18 protein-coding genes and 1 tRNA gene are annotated in these 19,443 nt (G+C 67.5%); 10 read left to right on the forward strand and 9 right to left on the reverse strand.

Features of this window, described 5'->3' with window-relative positions; all coding sequences use genetic code 11:
• Positions 1–40: 40 nt before the first annotated feature.
• Positions 41–754 carry a DUF5324 family protein gene (locus ACYVO6_RS48600; RefSeq protein WP_461073314.1) on the reverse strand — a complete coding sequence of 238 codons (714 nt, stop codon included), beginning with the start codon at positions 752–754 and terminating at the stop codon, positions 41–43.
• Positions 755–1,083: 329 nt separating this feature from the next.
• Here ACYVO6_RS48600 and ACYVO6_RS48605 point away from each other — a divergent pair, with 329 nt between their 5' ends.
• Positions 1,084–1,611, forward strand: coding sequence for a peptidylprolyl isomerase (locus tag ACYVO6_RS48605; protein ID WP_461073316.1), 528 nt, complete (start codon positions 1,084–1,086; stop codon positions 1,609–1,611).
• A gap of 226 nt (positions 1,612–1,837) precedes the next feature.
• A complete protein-coding gene (locus ACYVO6_RS48610; protein WP_461073318.1) occupies positions 1,838–2,734 on the forward strand; it encodes a rhomboid family intramembrane serine protease in 897 nt (298 codons plus the stop codon).
• Between the two features lie 268 nt (positions 2,735–3,002).
• On the opposite strand, the gene crgA is transcribed toward ACYVO6_RS48610, so the two are convergent.
• The gene (gene crgA / locus ACYVO6_RS48615) at positions 3,003–3,257 is read right to left on the reverse strand and encodes a cell division protein CrgA (protein ID WP_189322071.1); all 255 of its coding nucleotides are present in this window, start codon (positions 3,255–3,257) and stop codon (positions 3,003–3,005) included.
• A gap of 142 nt (positions 3,258–3,399) precedes the next feature.
• On the opposite strand from crgA, the gene ACYVO6_RS48620 reads away from it, so the two are divergent.
• Genes ACYVO6_RS48620 through ACYVO6_RS48645 form a run of 6 tightly spaced genes read left to right on the forward strand, consistent with a single transcriptional unit; the run spans position 3,400 to position 7,668 of the window.
• Positions 3,400–4,179 carry a DUF881 domain-containing protein gene (locus ACYVO6_RS48620; RefSeq protein WP_461073320.1) on the forward strand — a complete coding sequence of 260 codons (780 nt, stop codon included), beginning with the start codon at positions 3,400–3,402 and terminating at the stop codon, positions 4,177–4,179.
• Between the two features lie 18 nt (positions 4,180–4,197).
• A complete protein-coding gene (locus ACYVO6_RS48625) occupies positions 4,198–4,884 on the forward strand; it encodes a class E sortase (RefSeq protein ID WP_461073322.1) in 687 nt (228 codons plus the stop codon).
• Between the two features lie 52 nt (positions 4,885–4,936).
• Positions 4,937–5,098: a hypothetical protein gene (locus ACYVO6_RS48630; protein ID WP_461073324.1), complete on the forward strand. Its 162-nt coding sequence runs from the start codon at positions 4,937–4,939 to the stop codon at positions 5,096–5,098.
• Entirely contained in the window at positions 5,095–5,733 is a 639-nt protein-coding gene (locus ACYVO6_RS48635; protein ID WP_461073326.1) for an aminodeoxychorismate/anthranilate synthase component II, read from the forward strand. Before ACYVO6_RS48630 ends, ACYVO6_RS48635 begins: the two co-directional genes overlap by 4 nt.
• On the forward strand, positions 5,730–6,911 hold the full coding sequence (locus tag ACYVO6_RS48640) for a class E sortase (RefSeq protein ID WP_461073328.1): 1,182 nt from the start codon (positions 5,730–5,732) through the stop codon (positions 6,909–6,911). Before ACYVO6_RS48635 ends, ACYVO6_RS48640 begins: the two co-directional genes overlap by 4 nt.
• A 13-nt stretch (positions 6,912–6,924) precedes the next feature.
• On the forward strand, positions 6,925–7,668 hold the full coding sequence (locus tag ACYVO6_RS48645) for a class E sortase (RefSeq protein WP_461073330.1): 744 nt from the start codon (positions 6,925–6,927) through the stop codon (positions 7,666–7,668).
• Between the two features lie 109 nt (positions 7,669–7,777).
• On the opposite strand, the gene ACYVO6_RS48650 is transcribed toward ACYVO6_RS48645, so the two are convergent.
• The 7 genes from ACYVO6_RS48650 to ACYVO6_RS48680 all read right to left on the reverse strand — a co-directional run bounded on the left by ACYVO6_RS48650 (position 7,778) and on the right by ACYVO6_RS48680 (position 17,208).
• Positions 7,778–8,875, reverse strand: coding sequence for a restriction endonuclease (locus ACYVO6_RS48650; protein WP_461073332.1), 1,098 nt, complete (start codon positions 8,873–8,875; stop codon positions 7,778–7,780).
• 158 nt (positions 8,876–9,033) lie between these two features.
• Positions 9,034–11,061, reverse strand: a complete 2,028-nt coding sequence (pknB, locus tag ACYVO6_RS48655) for a Stk1 family PASTA domain-containing Ser/Thr kinase (RefSeq protein ID WP_461073334.1) — start codon at positions 11,059–11,061, stop codon at positions 9,034–9,036.
• Between the two features lie 172 nt (positions 11,062–11,233).
• On the reverse strand, positions 11,234–12,703 hold the full coding sequence (locus tag ACYVO6_RS48660) for a peptidoglycan D,D-transpeptidase FtsI family protein (RefSeq protein ID WP_461073336.1): 1,470 nt from the start codon (positions 12,701–12,703) through the stop codon (positions 11,234–11,236).
• On the reverse strand, positions 12,700–14,136 hold the full coding sequence (locus ACYVO6_RS48665) for an FtsW/RodA/SpoVE family cell cycle protein (protein WP_461073338.1): 1,437 nt from the start codon (positions 14,134–14,136) through the stop codon (positions 12,700–12,702). The genes ACYVO6_RS48660 and ACYVO6_RS48665 overlap by 4 nt, the downstream gene beginning before the upstream one ends.
• A 32-nt stretch (positions 14,137–14,168) precedes the next feature.
• Positions 14,169–15,734 carry a Stp1/IreP family PP2C-type Ser/Thr phosphatase gene (locus tag ACYVO6_RS48670; RefSeq protein ID WP_461073584.1) on the reverse strand — a complete coding sequence of 522 codons (1,566 nt, stop codon included), beginning with the start codon at positions 15,732–15,734 and terminating at the stop codon, positions 14,169–14,171.
• 90 nt (positions 15,735–15,824) lie between these two features.
• Positions 15,825–16,343, reverse strand: a complete 519-nt coding sequence (locus tag ACYVO6_RS48675) for an FHA domain-containing protein FhaB/FipA (protein WP_461073340.1) — start codon at positions 16,341–16,343, stop codon at positions 15,825–15,827.
• 10 nt (positions 16,344–16,353) lie between these two features.
• The gene (locus ACYVO6_RS48680; protein WP_461073342.1) at positions 16,354–17,208 is read right to left on the reverse strand and encodes an FhaA domain-containing protein; all 855 of its coding nucleotides are present in this window, start codon (positions 17,206–17,208) and stop codon (positions 16,354–16,356) included.
• Between the two features lie 490 nt (positions 17,209–17,698).
• Here ACYVO6_RS48680 and ACYVO6_RS48685 point away from each other — a divergent pair.
• Positions 17,699–17,782, forward strand: a tRNA-Leu gene (locus tag ACYVO6_RS48685).
• A gap of 238 nt (positions 17,783–18,020) precedes the next feature.
• Positions 18,021–19,443: DUF2252 domain-containing protein (locus ACYVO6_RS48690; protein ID WP_461073344.1), on the forward strand; the 1,423-nt coding region annotated here is incomplete at its 3' end.

Genomic DNA, 19,443 nt, shown 5'->3' on the forward strand with positions numbered 1-19,443 from the left:
GTTGAAACCAGTGGATACGAGCCGACATGAACCTGCGGCGTCAGCCCCGCTCGTCGCGCTCCGCCGCCTCCGCCTCGGCCTGCTTCGCCTGGACCTCGGGGTCGAGCGCGTCCTGGCCGCTGCCGTCGACCGAGGTCAGCTGACCGGTGTCCGGCACCTCCGTGGCGGCCGGCGGCTCCACCAGCCAGTCGGGGTTGGCCTGCTTGTCCCACCACTTCCAGGCGGCGAAGGCACCGCCCGCCAGGATGCCCAGAATGGCCAGCCCCTTCGCAAGGCGCCCGACCCTGGCCCGCCGCTGATGCCTACGGGCCAGCTTCTCGATCTCCTTCGGCGAAACCTGGCCGCGCAGCGCCGCCAGCGCCGCCGCGCTACGAGCCGCGGCCTCCTCACGGACAGGCCCGGCCGCCGCCCTGGCCTGCTCGATCCTCGGCCGGGAGTAGTCGGCGGCCTGCCGGGCGGCGATGCGGGCGCGCAGCGCAGCCTCGTGAGCGGCGTAGTCGACCTTCGGCGGCACATGAGTGCGCGCCTGCTCCAGACGCGGCGCGAGATGGGCGTCGTACTGCGTACGAGCCTGATCGGCGGCCTGGTGAGCGACGGCCGACACCTTCGGCGCGAGCCGTACGCGTGCTTCCTGCGCGTAGTGCGCGGCCCGGTCCTTGGCCGTGTCGGCGTAGGGCGCCACCGCTTCCGCGGCGTGCAGCACGCTGCCCTTCGCCGAGCCGGTCGCGGCGCGCACGCTGTCGATGCGGGTCACGGGATCCTCCTCCTCGGTGGCGTACGGGGGCATTGGGGAGATCCCCCAGAAAGACACAGTTCACCTTTCCACCCTTATCGGGATCATGCCTGTCGGAGCGCTCCGAGGCATTCGCGAGCAGGCATCCGAGTCATGCATACCGACCGCAAGCACACTCGGGGCAATAACTGATCAATACGGTGCAACAAGGGCTTGACGACGACAATGCCACGGATCCGCCGACCACGCGCCCCTTTGGTACGAAGCAGCTCAGACCGGTGGCGACGCGCGACGGGCAGCGCAGGCCGTGCGAGGATCGAGGAGTCACAAAGGACAACGGAAGGCAGATCGTGGCTGAGCAGCTCTACGCCACCCTGAAGACCAACCAAGGCGACATCGAAGTGCGGCTCCTGCCGAACCACGCGCCCAAGACGGTCCGGAACTTCGTCGAGCTCGCCAAGGGCGAGCGTGAGTGGACCAACCCCGAGACCGGGGAGAAGACCACGGACAGGCTCTACGACGGCACGGTCTTCCACCGGGTGATCAGCGGATTCATGATCCAGGGCGGTGACCCCCTGGGCAACGGCACAGGCGGCCCCGGCTACCAGTTCGAGGACGAGTTCCACCCCGACCTCGCCTTCGACAAGCCGTACCTGCTGGCCATGGCGAACGCCGGCCCGGGCACCAACGGCTCGCAATTCTTCATCACCGTCTCCCCGACGGCCTGGCTGACCCGCAAGCACACCATCTTCGGCGAGGTCACCGACGCGGCCAGCCAGAAGATCGTCGACGCCATCGCCTCGACGCAGACCAACCCGCGCACCGACCGCCCCGTCAACGACGTGGTCATCGAGTCGGTCGTCGTCGAGACCCGCTGAGCCCCGACCGTCGCTGAAGACCTGACCCCCTGGGGCCGGCCGCCGCCGAGGCCCAGCCTCCGCGCCCGTACCCGCGGAAGTCAGGACGCGACTCAGGGCCGAAAACCAAGGCCAGGGAACCAATGCGCCCCGCCCGTCCGTAGAAGGAAGGGCGGGGCGGTGCATTGGGGTATCCGCCCCTGGGCCACCGCCGAGCGCCCGCCGTACGGAGAATGAGGGGGACCCCATGGACCAGGTGCCAGGCAGCCCGCAGGGACCGCAGGACGCCCAGAGCCTGCCCACCTGCTACCGGCACCCCGACCGGGAGACCGGCATCCGCTGCACCCGCTGCGAGCGCTCCATCTGCCCCGAGTGCATGGTCAGCGCCTCAGTCGGCTTCCAATGCCCCGAGTGCGTACGAGACGGCTCCGGCACAGGCCACTCACCGACCGCCAGCCGGCCACGCACCCTCGCCGGCGGCACGATCACCGAAGACCCCCGGCTCATCACCAAGATCCTCGTCGGCCTCAACCTCGCCTTCTTCCTGGTCCAGCTCTCCGTCGGCGAACGCTTCGATGAGCGCTTCGAACTCCTCGGCCTCGCATACGTGCCGGGCCTCGGCAGCGTCGAAGGCGTCGCCGAAGGACAGTGGTACCGCCTCGTCACGGCCATGTTCCTGCACGGCAGCGTCATCCACATCGCCTTCAACATGCTCAGCCTGTGGTGGATCGGCGGCCCCCTGGAAGCAGCCCTCGGCCGCGCCCGCTACATCGCCCTCTACGCAATCTCCGGCCTCGCAGGCAGCGCCCTCACCTACCTGCTCGCCGAACCCAACCAGCCCTCACTCGGCGCCTCCGGCGCCATCTTCGGCCTCTTCGGCGCGACCGCCATCCTCATGCGGCGGCTCAACTACGACATGCGCCCCGTCATCGCCCTGCTGGTGATCAACCTGATCTTCACCTTCGGGTGGAGCAACATCGCCTGGGAAGCCCACATCGGCGGCCTCGTCGGCGGCGTGGTGATCGGCTACGCCATGGTCCACGCACCTCGCGGACGGCGGACTCTGATCCAGTACGGCGTCTGCGCGCTGGTGCTGATAGCCGTTGTGGTCATGACACTCATCAGGACCGGTCAGCTCACCTGAGGCGCCGACGTTGTCCACAGACTGTGCCGGATCTTGTGCATACTGTGCGGGAACAGCTGCGCCCCTGTCCCTGACCTGGGTTTCCCCAGGCAGGACAAGGGGCGAACGAGCTTCCGGATCCTGGTAGGTCAGTCACACCGGGGTCAACGCCCAATGGGTTATCCACAGATCGGCTGTGTTTTCCACCGCTGTGGACAGCTGTGGATAACTCCAGTGGACAGCTTCAGTCAGGGCTTGCCGTACAGGTTCGCGACACCTTGGGGCCGCGTTACTTCCACTGCGTCGAAACGCCGAATCCCGCGGCGATGAAGCCGAAGCCCACCACGATGTTCCAGTTGCCGAGGGAATCGATCGGCAGCGAGCCGTCCGTCACATAGAAAACGACGATCCAGGCGAGGCCGATGAGGAACATGGCCAGCATGACCGGGGCGACCCAGCTGCGGCTGGTCAGCTTGATGTTGGTTGCCTGCTTCGCCGCGGGCGGCGTGTAGTCGGCCTTCTTGCGGATACGTGACTTCGGCACGAGGGTCTCTCCTGTCGATGCGCTGCGTGGCCGCGCAGGGAACGTGGGCTGGCTCCGGGGCAGCGTACAAGGGGACTCTTAGCGCTCCCCCGGGCGTCCGTTAGCGTAGTGCTTCCGCGGCGCCGAAGGAGATAAGGGTACGTTGAGCAATTCTGCCGACTCGCCCCAGGCGGGTTCCAGCCCTGTGCGTATGCGGCGTTTTCGTCCGGTGCGTGTGCTGACGGTGGCTGTGTTCGCTCTCGCCGGGTTGATCTTCTTCACCAGTTTCAACACGGCCAAGGGCACCAATATCCGTACAGATGCCTCGTTGCTGAAGCTCTCCGATCTCATCCAGGAACGCAGCCACAAGAACGGTCGGCTCGGCGAGAGCAACGCGACGTTGCGCGAGGACGTCGAGGCCCTCGCCGAGCGTGACGACGGCAGTACGAAGGCGGAGGACGAAAGGCTCGCTGCTCTGGAGGGGAACGCGGGTACGCAGAAGCTCAAGGGCGAGGCACTCACGGTCACGCTGAACGATGCGCCGCCGAACGCCACGGCCAAGCTCCCCGGTTATCCCGAGCCGCAGCCGGACTACCTGGTCATTCACCAGCAGGATCTGCAGGCGGTGGTCAACGCCATGTGGCAGGGCGGCGCCAAGGGCATCAAGGTCATGGACCAGCGGCTGATCTCCACCAGCGCCGTACGCTGCGTCGGCAACACCCTGATCCTTCAGGGCCGCGTCTACTCGCCCCCGTACAAGATCACCGCGGTTGGTGACCCGGAGAAGCTGCAGAAGGCCCTGACGGCGTCCCCGGCGATCCAGAACTACATGGTGTACGTCAATGTCTATGGTCTCGGCTGGAAAGTCGACGAGGAAGGGGCAGTGACTCTTCCCGGCTACTCGGGCACAGTGGATCTCCACTACGCGAAGCCTGTGGAGTAAGCCCGCCGGGAGCCGCCGATGCGAGTGATCATCAGGACGTTCAGCGAACTGTGCATCACCGTGGGCGGCGTCATCGTGCTCTTTGTCGTCTACGTGCTGTTCTGGACGGGTGTGAAGGCCGACAGTGCGATGGACGACCAGATCGACAGCCTCCAGGACCAGTGGTCGAAGGGGACGGTCGCGGCCGAGTCCCAGGCTCCCACTGCCGAGAATCCCGAGCCGCCGGCGCCGTACGAGGACGGCAAGCCCTTCGCCGTCATGTACATCCCGCGCTTAGGTTTCACGTGGAACAAGCCCGTGCTCGAAGGTACGAAGACCGGCACGCTGAAGAAGGGTCTTGGTCACTACGCGAGTACGGCGCAGCTCGGTCAGGAGGGAAATTTCGCGGTCGCGGGCCATCGCCGCACGTACGGGGATCCGTTCAAGGACTTCCCCAGGCTGCGTCCCGGTGACGCGGTGGTTCTGACTGATGGCACGACCTGGTTCACGTACCGGATCGACACCAAGCCGTACAAGACGCTGCCCAGTGATATCGCGGTCATCGACCCGGTGCCGAGGAAGTCCGGGTATACGCGGGCGGGCCGCTATCTGACGCTGACGACCTGTGAGCCGGAGTGGGGGCACAGCCATCGGCTGATCGTGTGGGCGCACCTTGATGCCACGCAGCCTGTGGAGGCTGGGAAACCGGAGGCTCTACGCAGCTAGTCTGGTCGTGTACGGCGTGAGTCTGGTGCCGTGGTGTGACGGAAGGGACGGCATGTACAGCTTTATCTGGCGGCATCTGCCGGGAAACGCGTTGATCAAGGCGCTGATCTCCATCGTGCTGGTTCTCGTGGTGGTCTATGTGCTCTTCCAGTACGTCTTCCCGTGGGCCGAACCGCTGCTGCCCTTCAACGATGTGACGGTGGACAACCAGTGAGCGCGCGGATTCTCGTCGTCGACAATTACGACAGCTTTGTCTTCAACCTGGTCCAGTACCTGTATCAGCTGGGCGCCGAGTGCGAGGTGCTGCGCAACGACGAGGTGTCGACGGCTCATGCTCAGGACGGCTTCGCCGGTGTGCTGTTGTCGCCCGGGCCCGGCACTCCGGAGCAGGCGGGTGTGTGCGTCGACATGGTGCGGCACTGCGCGGCGACCGGCGTGCCCGTCTTCGGGGTCTGCCTGGGCATGCAGTCGATGCAGGTGGCGTACGGGGGTGTGGTGGACCGTGCGCCCGAGTTGCTGCATGGCAAGACCTCGCTCGTCGAGCACGGGGGCGGGGGTGTCTTCGCGGGGCTGCCGTCGCCGTTCACGGCGACGCGTTACCACTCGCTGGCCGCTGAGCCGGGGACCGTTCCGGACGAGCTGGAGGTCACGGCCCGTACGCATGACGGGATCATCATGGGGCTGCGGCATCGTGAACTGCCGGTCGAGGGTGTGCAGTTCCATCCCGAGTCCGTGCTGACCGAGCACGGTCACCGCATGCTGGCCAACTGGCTGGCCGTGTGCGGTGACCCGGGGGCTGTGGCGAGGTCGACGGGGCTTGCCCCAGTGGTGGGCAGGGCCACGGCGTGACCGCCCTGCGCCCCGAGCGCGACAGTGCCGCCCCGTACGGTGAGGACACCGTGTACGGGGCCGCTGGCGCGTACGGAGGCGCTGCGGGGCCGGAGCAGGAGTGGTACGACCCGCAGGGGTATGCGCGGGACTGGTACGGGGAGCAGGCGGCTTCGTCGTCTGCGGAGCCTCCGTCGTCGCCCTCGTACGACGAGCCTTCGCCCGGGAGGCCTTCGCCCGGGGAGTCGCGGTATGGGGAGGCGTGGCAGGAGGAGGCGTACTCCGAGCCGTACGAGCCCGCTCCGATGCCCCCGATCGATGAAGAGACCGTCGCGCTGCGCGTACCGGACAGTGAGTCCATGCGGGCGGCCAGGTCTGCCACGCCCGCCCCTGGCCCCGCCGGTGGCCGTGCGGCCCGGCGTAAGGCCGCCAAGCGGCATGGCGGGGCGGTGCAGGAGCAGTCGGCGGAGCCGGGCGCGACGCCTCTCTCGCGGGTGGAGGCGCGGCGGGCGGCGCGGGCGCGGAAGCCGGGGGTGGCGGTGATGGCCAGCCGGGCGATCGGTGAGGTGTTCATCACCACGGGCGTGCTGATGCTGCTGTTCGTGACGTACCAGCTGTGGTGGACGAACATCCGGGCGGAGGCCCAGGCGGGCAGCGCGGCGAGCAGTCTGCAGAACGACTGGGCGAGCGGTAAGCGGAAGCCGGGGGCGTTCGAGCCGGGGCAGGGCTTCGCCCTCCTGCACATTCCGAAGCTGGATGTGGTCGTGCCGATCGCCGAGGGCATCGACAAGAAGCGGGTGCTGGACCGCGGCATGGTCGGTCACTACGCGGAGGACGATCTGAAGACGGCGATGCCGGAGGCGAAGGCGGGCAACTTCGGGCTTGCCGGGCATCGCAACACCCATGGCGAGCCGTTCCGGTACATCAACCGGCTCCAGCCGGGCGATCCGATCGTCGTGGAGACGCAGGACCAGTACTTCGTCTACAAGATGGCGTCGATCCTGCCGGTGACGGCGCCGAGCAACACGGCCGTCCTGGACGCGATCCCCAAGGAGTCGGGTTTCACCACGGCGGGCCGCTACATAACTCTGACGACCTGCACTCCCGAGTTCACCAGCAAGTACCGGATGATCGTCTGGGGCAAGATGGTCGAGGAACGGCCGCGCAGCGAGGGGAAGCCCGATGCGCTCGTCAGTTAAGGACAGATGAAGAGTGGCAGCGACGACCGACCACGAAGAGCAGACCGCGGCGCCGGCGCGTTCGCCCGCGCCGCGCCGCCGCGGCCCCGGCCGGATCGCGATGGCCGTCAGCGTCTTCGGTGAACTCCTCATCACGGCCGGCCTGATCCTCGGCCTGTTCGTGGCCTACTCGCTGTGGTGGACGAACGTCGTCGCGGACCGCAAGGCCGACAAGCAGGGCGACAAGGTGCGCGACCACTGGGCCGAGGACCGCGGTCCGATCGGCCTGGACACCAAGGACGGCATCGGTTTCCTGCACGTACCCGCGATGAAGAACGGCGAGGTGCTGGTCAAGAAGGGCACCTCAAGCAAGGCCCTCAACGACGGTACCGCCGGCTACTACACCGACCCGATCAAGTCCGCGCTCCCGCAGGACAAGAAGGGCAACTTCTCGCTGGCCGCGCACCGCGACGGGCACGGTGCGAAGTTCCACAACATCGACAAGCTGAAGAAGGGCGACCCGATCGTCTTCGAGACCAAGGACGAGTGGTACGTCTACAAGGTCTACGAGATCCTCCCCGAGACCTCCAAGTACAACGTCGATGTCCTCGCCCCCGTCCCCAAGGAATCGGGCAAGAAGAAGGCGGGCCGCTACATCACGTTGACGACCTGCACGCCGGTCTTCACGTCCACCTACCGGTACGTGGTGTGGGGGGAGCTGGAGCGGGTGGAGAAGGTGGATGACGAGCGGACGCCGCCGGAGGAGTTGCGTCAGTGAGATTCTGAAGGCGCGAGAGTGACGTGATGTCACTCTCGACATGAGCCGGGCCCGAAGCCGCAACTAGCCTTTGCGACTTCGGGCCCTTTCTCCTTGAGGCAACAGCGGATCAGCTCAAGGCGGACAGTTCTGTACCGCCGCTCCACGCTTCGAGCAAGCTGCGATCCACTGGTGTGACGCCGCCGTCGGCCGCGACGTTCATGGCGTCGCGCGTGAAGGGACATGTGGCCACGTAGAGCGCCACGTCCGCCTTGTACAGGACCTTGGCCGACCCGATGAACTTCTGGACGTCAGGGCTGGTCACGGATACGTATGGCGCGAATCTCTTGCACTGGACGGCGATGTGTCGTCCGTCGGCGGTGCGTGCCGTGATGTCTACGCCCCGGTCTCCATGGCCGCCTCGGAGGACGACTGCGGTGCAGCCGTCACGGCGCAGCAGTTGGGCGACGTGCTCCTCGAACTCGCGCCCGTTCATGGCGTCCATGGATGCCATGACTCCGGCGAGGGGCCGGTTCTCTCGGGGGCCTTCCAGCCGCTGCAGTCGGGCGTTGTGCTGTTGGAGCTTGCGCTCGATGCGCTGGACGCCGCTGCGCAGGGCGATCAATTCCCGGCGGTGCTCGCTCGATGTCTCGATCAGGGCGTTGAACATCGGGACGACGGTTTTGCCGAGGACGTGGCTGATGCGTTGATCGATGCGGTCGTCGAGGGAGGGGAAGTCGGCGTCCCTGTGGACAGGGTTATCCACAGGCTGGGTGCGCGCCAAGTACTCCATGTCGAGGAGGTACGTACGCACCTGACGTGCGACTTCGCTGTCTCGGAGCAGCATGGCTACGTTGAGGACGGCGCGGCGGGAGAAGAGCGCCAAGGAGCGTGTGTGTGACTGAAGCCCACTGAGGTCCTTGAAGGACCTCAGTTCTTCGCCTACCAGCAGGTGGTAGCCGCTGGTTTCCAACTCCCCCCTGTGGTCCTTGACGAGCGACTTGATTGCTTCGAGACCTACTTCGAAGTACGCCGCAACCATCGCCGTAGTCACATGCATGCCGTCCGGCAGCAGCGACAGCGCCTTGACTCTGTCGAGCACGTCCGTGCGTTCCAGTGCGCTGTCGCGCAGACTCTTCGATTCCAGTAGAGCCGCTTCGTTGATCACGTTCTGTCCCGTCTGCTCGTGGTCCGGCCGTACGGCCAGGGCAGAGCTCCGATGCCCCACCCCACCGATCAACAAGTCATCACATGTGAAGACACGATCTACGTGCGAGCAGGTGTTCAGCGAGGGCGTTCGGTGACACGTCAGAGCCCCGGCACCCAAGAGTTCAACTTGGGTGCCGGGGCTCTGACGTATGCGGTTGTACGCGGACGGGGCGGGCGTCAGTCCTCGTTCCGGGCGGAGGCCCCGTTGACGCCGCCGAAGAAGCCGCCGCCGTTGTCACCGCCGCCGTTGTTGTTGCCGCCGTTGTCCTGGCCGCCGGTGGTGGTCAGGTTGACCGCGCTGTCCTCGGCGACCTGTTGGTTGAAGTCCGGGTCCTGATCGATGACCAACGAGTTGCCGTCTTGAGAGTTGACGTTGCCGACATTCAGGTTTGCGCCCTCAAGGATCCGCCTGGCGTTGTCGAGGGTCTGGCCGACCACGTTCGGGACCTGGACCTGCTGCTCCTCGTCCTCGGCCTCCTTGCCGATCTGGATGTTGACCTGGGAGTTCGGCTCGGCCGGGGAGCCGCCCGCCGGATCGGTGGAGATGACCTTGCCGACCAGGTTGTCGTCGTCGGTCTCCACCTCGACGCAGGCGCCTACGAGGTTGTTGGCCACCATCTGTGCCTTGGCCTCGTCACAGGTCCTGCCCGTGACGTCGGGGACGGTCGACTGTTCCTTTTCCTCGGCGATGGTGAGGGTGATCGTCGATCCCTTTTCCACTTCCTTGCCGAATACGGGGTCCGTCTCCAGGACGGTCCCGGGCTCCTCGTCCGACTCCTTGGTCTCCGTCTCGACGTTGAACTGGTAGTCGTCGCCCTCGAGCTCGCTCGTGGCGGCCTCTTCCTTGTCCCCGATGACGTTCGGCACCGCCACCTTCGGCGCCCCCGTCGACACCGTCAGCGCGATCGTGTCGCCCTTGCTGACCGGGTCCTTCGCCTTCGGGTTCTGTGCGCAGACACTGCCCCTCGGGGTGTTCTCGCAGGCATCCTCCGTCGTCGTCACCTTCAGGTCGACGTTCTTCGCCATGTCCCGAGCGTCGGGCAAGGTCCGGTTGACGAAGTTGGGTGCCTCAAACGTCTCGTTGCCCGTGCCGCCCGTCGAGCTGAACACCCACCTCCCGATCAGGATCGCGCCCACCAGCACCAGGACACCCGCGACGACCAGCAGGATCGTAGAGGCGTTGCTCTTCTTCGGGCGGCGGCGGCCGCCGCGGTCGTCGTAGCCGTAGCCGCCGTCGTCCGGGTTCATCGGAGGGAGCATGGACGTCTGCTGGCCGCCGGGGGTGGCGCGCAGGGCCGTGGTCGGCCTGTCGTCGGGATAGCCGCCGTAGCCGACGGAGCCCAGGGCGGCGGTGGCCGCGACGGGCTGGCCGTCGAGGCAGGCCTCGATGTCGACGCGCATCTCGTCGGCGGACTGGTAGCGGTAGTCCGGGTCCTTGACGAGGGCCTTGAGGACGATGGCGTCCATCTCGGGCGTGATCTCGGGGTCGAAGTTGCTCGGCGGCTGCGGCTCCTCGCGTACGTGCTGGTACGCGACGGAGACCGGGGAGTCCCCGACGAACGGCGGCCGGACTGTCAGCAGCTCGTAGAGCAGGCAGCCGGTGGAGTACAGGTCGGACCGGGCGTCGACCTGCTCGCCCTTGGCCTGTTCCGGCGAGAGGTACTGGGCGGTGCCGATGACCGCGGCGGTCTGCGTCATGGTCATGCCGGAGTCACCCATGGCGCGGGCGATGCCGAAGTCCATGACCTTGACCTGGCCGTTGCGCGTCAGCATGACGTTCGCGGGCTTGATGTCGCGGTGGACGATGCCGTTGCGGTGTGAGTACTCGAGGGCCTGGAGGATGCCGATGGTCATCTCCATAGCGCGCTCGGGCAGCAGTTTGCGCCCAGAGTGCAGCAGCTCGCGCAGCGTGGACCCGTCGACGTACTCCATCACGATGTACGGGATGGAGATGCCCTCGATGTAGTCCTCACCCGTGTCGTACACGGCGACGATCGCGGGATGGTTGAGCGAGGCGGCCGACTGGGCCTCCCGGCGGAACCGGGCCTGGAAGGACGGGTCGCGCGCGAGGTCCGCGCGCAGCGTCTTCACTGCCACGGTGCGTCCGAGCCGTGTGTCATGGGCGAGATGTACCTCCGCCATGCCACCACGGCCGAGCACCTGGCCCAGCTCGTACCGGCCGCCGAGGCGACGCGGCTCTTCCATAGCTACCTACCAGCCCTCTCCGTCGGTTCCGACCGCACCCAGTTGTGTGGTCCGGCGGTGTGCTGTCCGGGCATACCGTACCCGGCTCGCCTTGACTGACCTGGCCACAACCGTCACTCGATACAGGACCGGTATCGCAACGTGCACCGATGTGAAGGGGACGTGAGCGGGGTCACTTGCTGTCGAGTACTGCTTTCATCACGTCCTTCGCGATCGGTGCGGCGAGACCGCCGCCGGAGATGTCTTCACGTTCGGCCTGGCTGTCCTCGACGACGACGGCGACGGCGACCGGCGAGCTGCCGTCCTCGCCCTTCGCGTACGAGATGAACCAGGCGTACGGCGCCAGCTCGTTGTCGACGCCGTGCTGGGCGGTACCGGTCTTGCCGCCGACCTTGACGTTGGGGATCTGCGCGCGGAAGCCAGTGCCGTCCTCGACGACCGTCTCCATCATCGACTGGAGCTTCTGGGCGTTGTCCGCGGAGAGCGGCTCGCTCATCTTCTCCGGTTCGTGCTGGTCGATGGCGTCCAGGTTCGGGGCCGTCAGTCGGTCGACCATGTACGGCTTCATGAGCGTGCCGTCGTTGGCGATGGCCGAGGCCACCATGGCCATCTGGAGGGGGGTTGTGGCGGTGTCGAACTGGCCGATGGAGCTGAGCGCGGTCTGTGGCCTGTCCATGGCGGTCGGGAAGACGGAGGCGCTGGAGCGGACCGGTACGAACTGCTCCTTGTTGAAGCCGAACTTCTCGGAGGTCTCCAGCATCTTGTCCTTGCCGAGGTCGGAGCCGACCTTGCCGAAGACGGTGTTGCAGGAGACCCTCAGGGCGGTGCGGAGTGTGGCGTTCTCACAAGGGATGTTGCCCTCGTTCGGCAGCTCGGTGGTGGTGTCCGGCATGGTCCACGGGTCCGGCGAGTCGGTCTTCGCGTCGGGGTCCGTGTACAGGTCGTGCTCCAGGGCTGCGGCCGCGGTGACCACCTTGAAGGTGGAGCCCGGCGGGTAGGTCTCGCGCAGTGCCCGGTTGAGCATCGGGTCGTCGGGGTTCTGCTTCTTCTGGAGCTTGGTCCAGGCCTTGGTGTCGGTGTCCGTGGAGTTCCCGGCGAACGTCGACGGGTCGTACGACGGCGTGGAGGCGAGCGCCAGGATCGCACCGGTGGACGGGTCGATGGCGGCGACGGCGCCCTTCTTGTCGCCGAGGCCGTCGAAGGCCGCCTTCTGAGCGGCGCCGTTGAGGGTGGTGACGACGTTGCCGCCCTCCTGCTTCTTGCCGGTGACCATGTCGAGGGTGCGGCGGAAGAACAGCCGGTCGTCGTTGCCGGTGAGGATGCCGTCCTCGATGGACTCCAGCTGCGTCGCGCCGAAGGCCTGCGAGGCGTAGCCCGTGACGGGGGCCCACATCTCGCCGTTCTTGTAGGTGCGCTTGTACTTGTAGTCGCTGCTTGAGGTCTCGGTGGAGCCGGTGATCGGCTTGCCGTCGACGATGATGTCGCCGCGCGGCTGGGCGTAGCGCTCAATGGAGACGCGGCGGTTGTTCTCGTGGTTCTGCAGCGCGTCCGCCTGGACGTACTGGATCCAGTTGTCGCGGATGAGCAGGGCCATCACGAGGAGCCCGCAGAAGATCGCGATGCGGCGCAGGGGCTTGTTCACGGGCGGACCACCTGGGTCATTTCGGCGTCGGGGTTGGAGGCGGGGGCCGGTGCCGGACGGCGTGCGGTGTCGCTGATGCGGAGCAGGATGCCGACCAGGGCCCAGTTGGCGATCACGGAGGAGCCGCCGGAGGCGAGGAACGGCATCGTCATGCCGGTGAGCGGGATCAGGCCCATGACGCCGCCCGCGACGACGAAGATCTGCAGGGCGAAAGCGCCGGAGAGACCGGTGGCGAACAGCTTGCCGAAGGGGTCGCGGGCGGCCAGCGCGGTGCGGATGCCCCGCTCGATGATCAAGGCGTACAGCAGCAGGAATGCCATGACTCCGGCCAGGCCCAGCTCCTCGCCGACGGTGGCGAAGATGAAGTCGGAGTTGGCGGCGAAGCCGATGAGGTCGGAGTTGCCCTGGCCGAGGCCGGTGCCGAGCACGCCGCCGGAGCCGAAGGCCATGATCGACTGACCGATCTGCTCGCAGGCCCCGGAGGTCTCGTAGCAGCCGAAGGGGTCGAGCCAGGCGTTGACACGGACCTGGACCTGGCTGGCGAAGGTGGAGACGACGACCGCGCCGCCGGCGGACATCAGCAGGCCGATGACGATCCAGCTGGTCCGCTCGGTGGCGACGTACAGCATGATCACGAACATGCCGAAGAACAGCAGGGACGAGCCGAGGTCGTTCTCGAAGATGAGGATGAGCAGGCTGAGGGCCCAGAGGGTGAGGATCGGGCCGAGGTCGCGGCCGCGCGGCAGGTACAGGCCCATGAAGCGGCGGCTTGCGAGAGCCAGGGCGTCTCTCTTCACCATGAGGTACCCGGAGAAGAAGACCGCGATGATGATCTTCGCGAACTCGCCCGGCTGGATGGAGAAGCCGGCGATGCTGATCCAGATCTTGGCGCCGAAGACGTTGGCGCCGAGGCCGGGAACGAGGGGCAGGAGCAGCAGCACGATGGCGGCGACCATGGAGATGTACGTGTAGCGCTGCAGGACGCGGTGGTCCTTGAGCAGCATGAGGACCGCCACGAACAGCGCGATGCCGATGGCGGAGTACAGCAGCTGCTTGGGGGCCGAGGGGCTGAAGGAGCCGTACGCGTTCTCGGCGAGTTGCTGGAGCCGCCGTGACTGGTCGAGGCGCCAGATGAGCACCAGCCCGAGTCCGTTGAGCAGCGTAGCCACCGGCAGCATCAGCGGATCCGCGTACGGCGCGAACTTCCGTACGACGAGATGGCCGACGGCGGCGAGCAGGCCGAGGCCCAGGCCGTAGCCGAGCAGGCCGGAGGGGACCTGGTCGTTGATGGCCAGGCCCACGTTGGCGTAGGCGAACACCGGGATGACGACGGCGAACACCAGCAGCGCCAGCTCGGTGTTGCGCCGGCTGGGCGCGCCGATGGCGCCGATCGTGGACGTATGGTGCGTCGATGGGTTCGTTGTACTGCTCATCGTGTAACTGGGCCTCTCACAGCGTGCGTTGCTTACTGCTTACCGCACAGCGAGACCAGCTTCTGCTCTTCCTCCGAGAGGCTGGGACCGGGTGTGGGAGTGGGTGCGGTGGGGGACGGGTCGGCGGACGGTGACTGCGACGGGTTCGGCGTCGGTGTCGCTTTTGACGCCACGGAGGTCCTTGTGGTTCCGGTGGTGCCGCCTGCTTCGCCTTCACCCGTCTGAGAGTTATTACGGCTCTCGGCTTGCCTGCGTTCGGCGTCTTTCTTGCAAGCCGATGCCTGCGTCGCCAACTCCTCGATTTTCGACCTGGCGTCGCTGAGGCCGCCTTCGGCGATCGTGGCCTTGACCTGCTTCTGCTGATACGGCGGCAGGTACTTGAGTTCGATCTCGGGGTGGTCCTTCTCCACCTTCGACAGCGAAACCCAGGCCAGGTCCTGGCTGATACCGCGGTACAGCGCGACGTGCGTGCCCTTGGTGCCGACGTAGTACTGCGTCTGCGTCCAGCGGTATCCGCCGTACAGTCCGCCGCCGATGACGGCGAGCGCGAGCGCGCCGTAGAGGGATCTTTTCAGCCACTTGCGTCCGCGGCGGGGTTTGACGAAGTCCTCGTCGGTGTAGTCGCCGAAGCCGCCCGTGGGGACGTAGCCGGTGGTGTCGCCGCTGCCGGGCGGGCCGAACTCGCCGCCGCCCCCTGAGGGCGCGGGGCGGCCGAGGCTGGAGGCGCGGCCTGCGGGCGTCTGCATCGCGCCGTCGTCGTGCAAGGGGTGCTGCTGCTGGTTCTCGGCGACCGCGCCCACGACGACCGGGGTGTCGGAGAGCTGTCCCGCGAGGGTGTCGCCGCCGTCGATGTCGAGTACGTCGGCCACGATGACCGTGATGTTGTCGGGCCCGCCGCCGCGCAGCGCGAGCTCGATCAGCTGCTGCACGGTCTCCTGCGGCCCCTGGTAGCTGGCGAGGGTGTCCTCCATCGTCTGATGGCTGACCACCCCTGACAGACCGTCGGAGCAGATCAGGTACCGGTCGCCGGCGCGGACTTCACGGATCGACAGGTCGGGCTCGACATGGTCGCCGCTGCCCAGCGCGCGCATCAGCAGCGAGCGCTGCGGGTGCGTGGTGGCCTCTTCCTCGGTGATACGTCCCTCGTCGACGAGCCGCTGCACCCAGGTGTGGTCCTGGGTGATCTGTGTCAGTACGCCGTCCCGCAGCAGGTACGCGCGCGAGTCGCCGACGTGCACGAGGCCGAGCCGCTGCCCGGTCCACAGGAGCGCCGTCAGTGTCGTGCCCATGCCCTCGAGCTGAGGGTCCTCCTCGACCATCAGCCGTAGCTGGTCGTTGGCGCGCTGCACGGCCGTGCCGAGCGAGGTCAGGATGTCGGAACCCGGCACGTCGTCGTCGAGCGCGACGATGGTGGAGATCACCTCGGAGCTGGCGACCTCACCGGCGGCCTGGCCGCCCATTCCGTCGGCGATCGCGAGCAGGCGCGGACCGGCATAACCGGAGTCCTCATTGCCCTCGCGGATCATGCCTTTGTGCGATCCGGCGGCGAAGCGCAGTGACAGACTCATGCGCACCTCGCCCGTCGGCTCCGGGTACATCCGCACGGTGCCCACCCTCCGGTCGGGAGCGCGCCGGGGTCCACCCAGGGGACCGCCGCTGCGTGCTCGCTCCGCTCGCTCATTGTCGTACTACTTCCGCAGCTCGATGACGGTCTTGCCGATGCGGATCGACGCGCCCAGCGGAATCGGCGTGGGGGTCGTCAGCCGGGTCCGGTCGAGATACGTGCCGTTGGTGGACCCCAGGTCCTCCACGATCCACTGGCCGTCACGGTCCGGGTAGATCCTGGCATGCCTGCTGGAGGCGTAGTCGTCATCCAGGACGATCGTGGAGTCGTGCGCACGCCCCAGCGTGATGGTCTGCCCCTGCAGCGCGACCGTCGTACCCGTGAGGATGCCCTCGGAGACGACGAGCTTGGTGGGCGCCCCGCGGCGTTGACGGCCGCCGCCGCTCGCCTGCTGGCGCTGCTGCGGGGGCGCGGCCTGTTGCCGGGCGGCCTGCTGCGACCGTCCGCTTTCCCGGCGCGAGCCGCGCTGTGTGACACGCGTTCCGAACAGATCGCTGCGGATGACCTGCACGGCCACGATCACGAACAGCCACAGTACGGCCAGGAAACCCAGCCGCATGACCGTGAGGGTCAGCTCTGACATTGCCCCCGCTTCACCCTTCGGCTTGCCGGTAAATGATGGTGGTGCTGCCCACGACGATCCGCGAGCCGTCGCGGAGCGTAGCGCGGGTGGTGTGCTGCCCGTCCACCACGATGCCGTTGGTGGACCCGAGATCCTGGATCGTCGAGGGCGTTCCGGTCCGGATCTCACAGTGCCGGCGCGAGACGCCGGGGTCGTCGATCCGCACGTCGGCGTCGGTGCTGCGGCCCAGCACCAGCGTCGGGCGGGAGATCTGATGGCGGGTGCCGTTGATCTCGATCCAGTGCCGTACGCGCGCACCGGGCAGCGGGCCGGGAGCCGCGGCACTACGGCCCTGGGCCATCGGCGACGCGGGGCCGGGACGGCCGGGCGGCGGCGCGGACGGCATGGGAGGAGCGCCCGTCGGCTGGGCGGCCTGCGGCGGGTAGCCGTAGCCCCCGGGGCGGGCGGCCGGGCCTCCTGCGGGAGCGCGCTCCGGAGCCTGCTGGCTGGCGGAGGAGGCGAGCGTACGGCTGCGTACCCGGTACAGGCCGGTGTCGAGGTCGTCCGCCTTCTCCAGATGGACCTTGATGGAGCCCATGAAGGTGTAGCGCTGCTGCTTCGCGTAGTCGCGCACCATGCCGGCGAGCTCGTCGCCGAGCTGGCCGGAGTAGGGGCTGAGACGCTCGAAGTCCGGCGTACTCAGCTCCACGATGAAGTCGTTGGGGACGACGGTCCGCTCGCGGTTCCAGATCGTCGCGTTGTTGTCGCACTCGCGCTGGAGCGCGCCCGCGATCTCGACGGGCTGGACCTCGGACTTGAACACCTTGGCGAAGGTGCCGTTGACCAGACCTTCGAGACGCTGCTCGAACTTCTTCAGGACTCCCATGGGGCACCTCCTCCTTCGTCGCTGTCCTGGTACTGCTCACTGATCGTATCCACGCGCCGGGAAATCGGGTGGTTCCCCCTGTCGGCACGGTCGACGGGTGTCGACGCCCACTGAAGTTCCCTCCCGAAGTTCCCTTCGGAGCTCCTCTTCGAACTCCCCCTGGGCACTCTCATGGGAAGGATCGTAGAGGTGGCTTCACCACAGTGTCCCGCACCCGACTGTGGACCCTGTCCGCCTCCTGGGGAGATGGCCAGGACCGGTACGAGGTTGATACGTGAACAGGTTCTGGCCGATACGTACGGGGTGGAAGCGGTGAGGCACAAGGCACCGCAAGGGGCGGCTGCGCAGGTGATGCCGTGGTCTGCCGCCTCGTCCCTGCCTCGTTGCTGCCCCCGGAAAGGGATGTGAATCCACCCTTGGCAGCGTGCTAATCTTCTGCATGTCGCCAGGCGCTCGCACCCACGGGTGAGAGACGGACGACACACCCAATGCGCGGGTGGCGGAATAGGCAGACGCGCTGGATTCAGGTTCCAGTGCCCGCAAGGGCGTGGGGGTTCAACTCCCCCCTCGCGCACAGTTGAAGCCCCGTAGGTCTTGGACCTGCGGGGCTTTCGCGTTGTCCGAGGGCTGGGTGGGCCCGGGTCGCCTCGGGCTCGTCTCGGGTCGCCCCGGGGCGTCTCGGGTGAGGACAATCACAGGGAATACCTGGTGTTTTCCACAGGCGTGGAGTTGTCCACAGGGACTCACGCGGGTCGGTGTCCGGCTGTACCGTCGTGGCGAGTTGATGTTCGTGCACGGGGGAGGCGGTCGGAGTGAGCGAGAGCGGTGGCGCGGTGGCGGCACGGACTGGGCAGGCTGGACAGGCCAGGGTTGCCGGGGTGCGCGGGTTCGCGCAGTGGCCGACGCAGGGGTCGCCCAAGGAAGAGGGCAAGGCGTTGCGGGAGCGGGTGCCGCGAGCCGCGCATGCCTCCCTGGGTGGGAACGGTGACCGTCCGGGCGCCGTGACCGCCGTCGAGGAGTCCAACCGAGGCCGCATCCCCGAGCTCACGGCGATACGGGTCGGAAGGATGGCGGCCACTCCCTTCGCCTTCCTGCGCGGTTCGGCCGGACTCATGGCGTACGACCTGGCGCGTACGCCCATGACGGGCATCGGCGCGCAGATCTGCGGGGACGCGCACGCGGCGAACTTCGGCCTGTACGCGGACGCGCGCGGCGGCCTCGTCATCGACCTGAACGACTTCGACGAGACGGTGCACGGTCCCTGGGAGTGGGACCTCAAACGGCTCGCTACCTCGCTGGTCCTCGCGGGCCGGGAGGCGGGAGCGGACGAGGACACCTGCCGCAAGGCGGCGCACTACGCGACCGGCTCCTACCGGCGCACCATGCGGCTGCTCGCCAAACTCCCGGTCCTGGACGCCTGGAACGCCATCGCGGACGAGGAACTGGTCTCGCACACCGACGCCCACGACCTGCTGGGCACCTTGGAGCGGGTCTCGGAGAAGGCGCGGGCCAACACCAGTGGCCGCTTCGCCGCGAAGTCGACGGAGCCGGTCGAGGATGGCGGACGCCGCTTCGTCGATGCGCCGCCGGTGCTGCGGCGCATATCCGACGCGGAGGCCGCCGGGGTGGCGGCGTCGCTGGAGGAGTACCTGACCACGCTCTCCGAGGACCGCCTCCCGCTCCTCGCACGGTACGCGGTGCACGACGTCGCGTTCCGAGTGGTCGGCACGGGAAGCGTGGGCCTGCGCTCGTATGTGGTGCTCCTGCTGGACCACCGTGGCGAAGCTCTCGTCCTCCAGGTCAAGGAGACCCGACCCTCCGCCCTGCTGCCGCACCTGAAGACGGCGGGCCTGACGGTGCCGACGGTCGAGCACGAGGGGCGCCGTGTCGTCCTCGGCCAGAAGCGCATGCAGGTGGTGAGCGACATCCTGCTCGGCTGGACCTCGGTCGACGGGCGGCCTTTCCAGGTACGCCAGTTCCGTAACCGCAAGGGCAGCGTCGACCCCGCGGCCTTGGCCGCCGACCAGATCGACGACTACGCCCGCATGACGGGCGCCCTGCTGGCCCGCGCCCATGCCCACAGCGCCGATCCCCGACTGATCGCGGGCTACTGCGGCAAGAGCGAGGAGCTGGACGAGGCGATCGCGTCCTTCTCGGTGGCTTACGCGGACCGCACCGAGGCGGATCATGCGGAGTTGGTGGGGGCTGTGCGGGTGGGGAGGGTTGTGGGGGAGT

The organism is Streptomyces pseudoechinosporeus, from assembly GCF_054783935.1.

Coding starts and splice junctions, on each gene's coding strand:
- ACYVO6_RS48610 (WP_461073318.1), top strand. CDS start 1,838: ATGGACCAGGTGCCAGGCAGCCCGCAGGGACCGCAGGACGCCCAGAGC.
- ACYVO6_RS48625 (WP_461073322.1), top strand. CDS start 4,198: ATGCGAGTGATCATCAGGACGTTCAGCGAACTGTGCATCACCGTGGGC.
- ACYVO6_RS48630 (WP_461073324.1), top strand. CDS start 4,937: ATGTACAGCTTTATCTGGCGGCATCTGCCGGGAAACGCGTTGATCAAG.
- pknB (WP_461073334.1), bottom strand. CDS start 11,061: ATGGAAGAGCCGCGTCGCCTCGGCGGCCGGTACGAGCTGGGCCAGGTG.
- ACYVO6_RS48665 (WP_461073338.1), bottom strand. CDS start 14,136: ATGAGCAGTACAACGAACCCATCGACGCACCATACGTCCACGATCGGC.
- ACYVO6_RS48670 (WP_461073584.1), bottom strand. CDS start 15,734: ATGTACCCGGAGCCGACGGGCGAGGTGCGCATGAGTCTGTCACTGCGC.
- ACYVO6_RS48675 (WP_461073340.1), bottom strand. CDS start 16,343: ATGTCAGAGCTGACCCTCACGGTCATGCGGCTGGGTTTCCTGGCCGTA.
- ACYVO6_RS48680 (WP_461073342.1), bottom strand. CDS start 17,208: ATGGGAGTCCTGAAGAAGTTCGAGCAGCGTCTCGAAGGTCTGGTCAAC.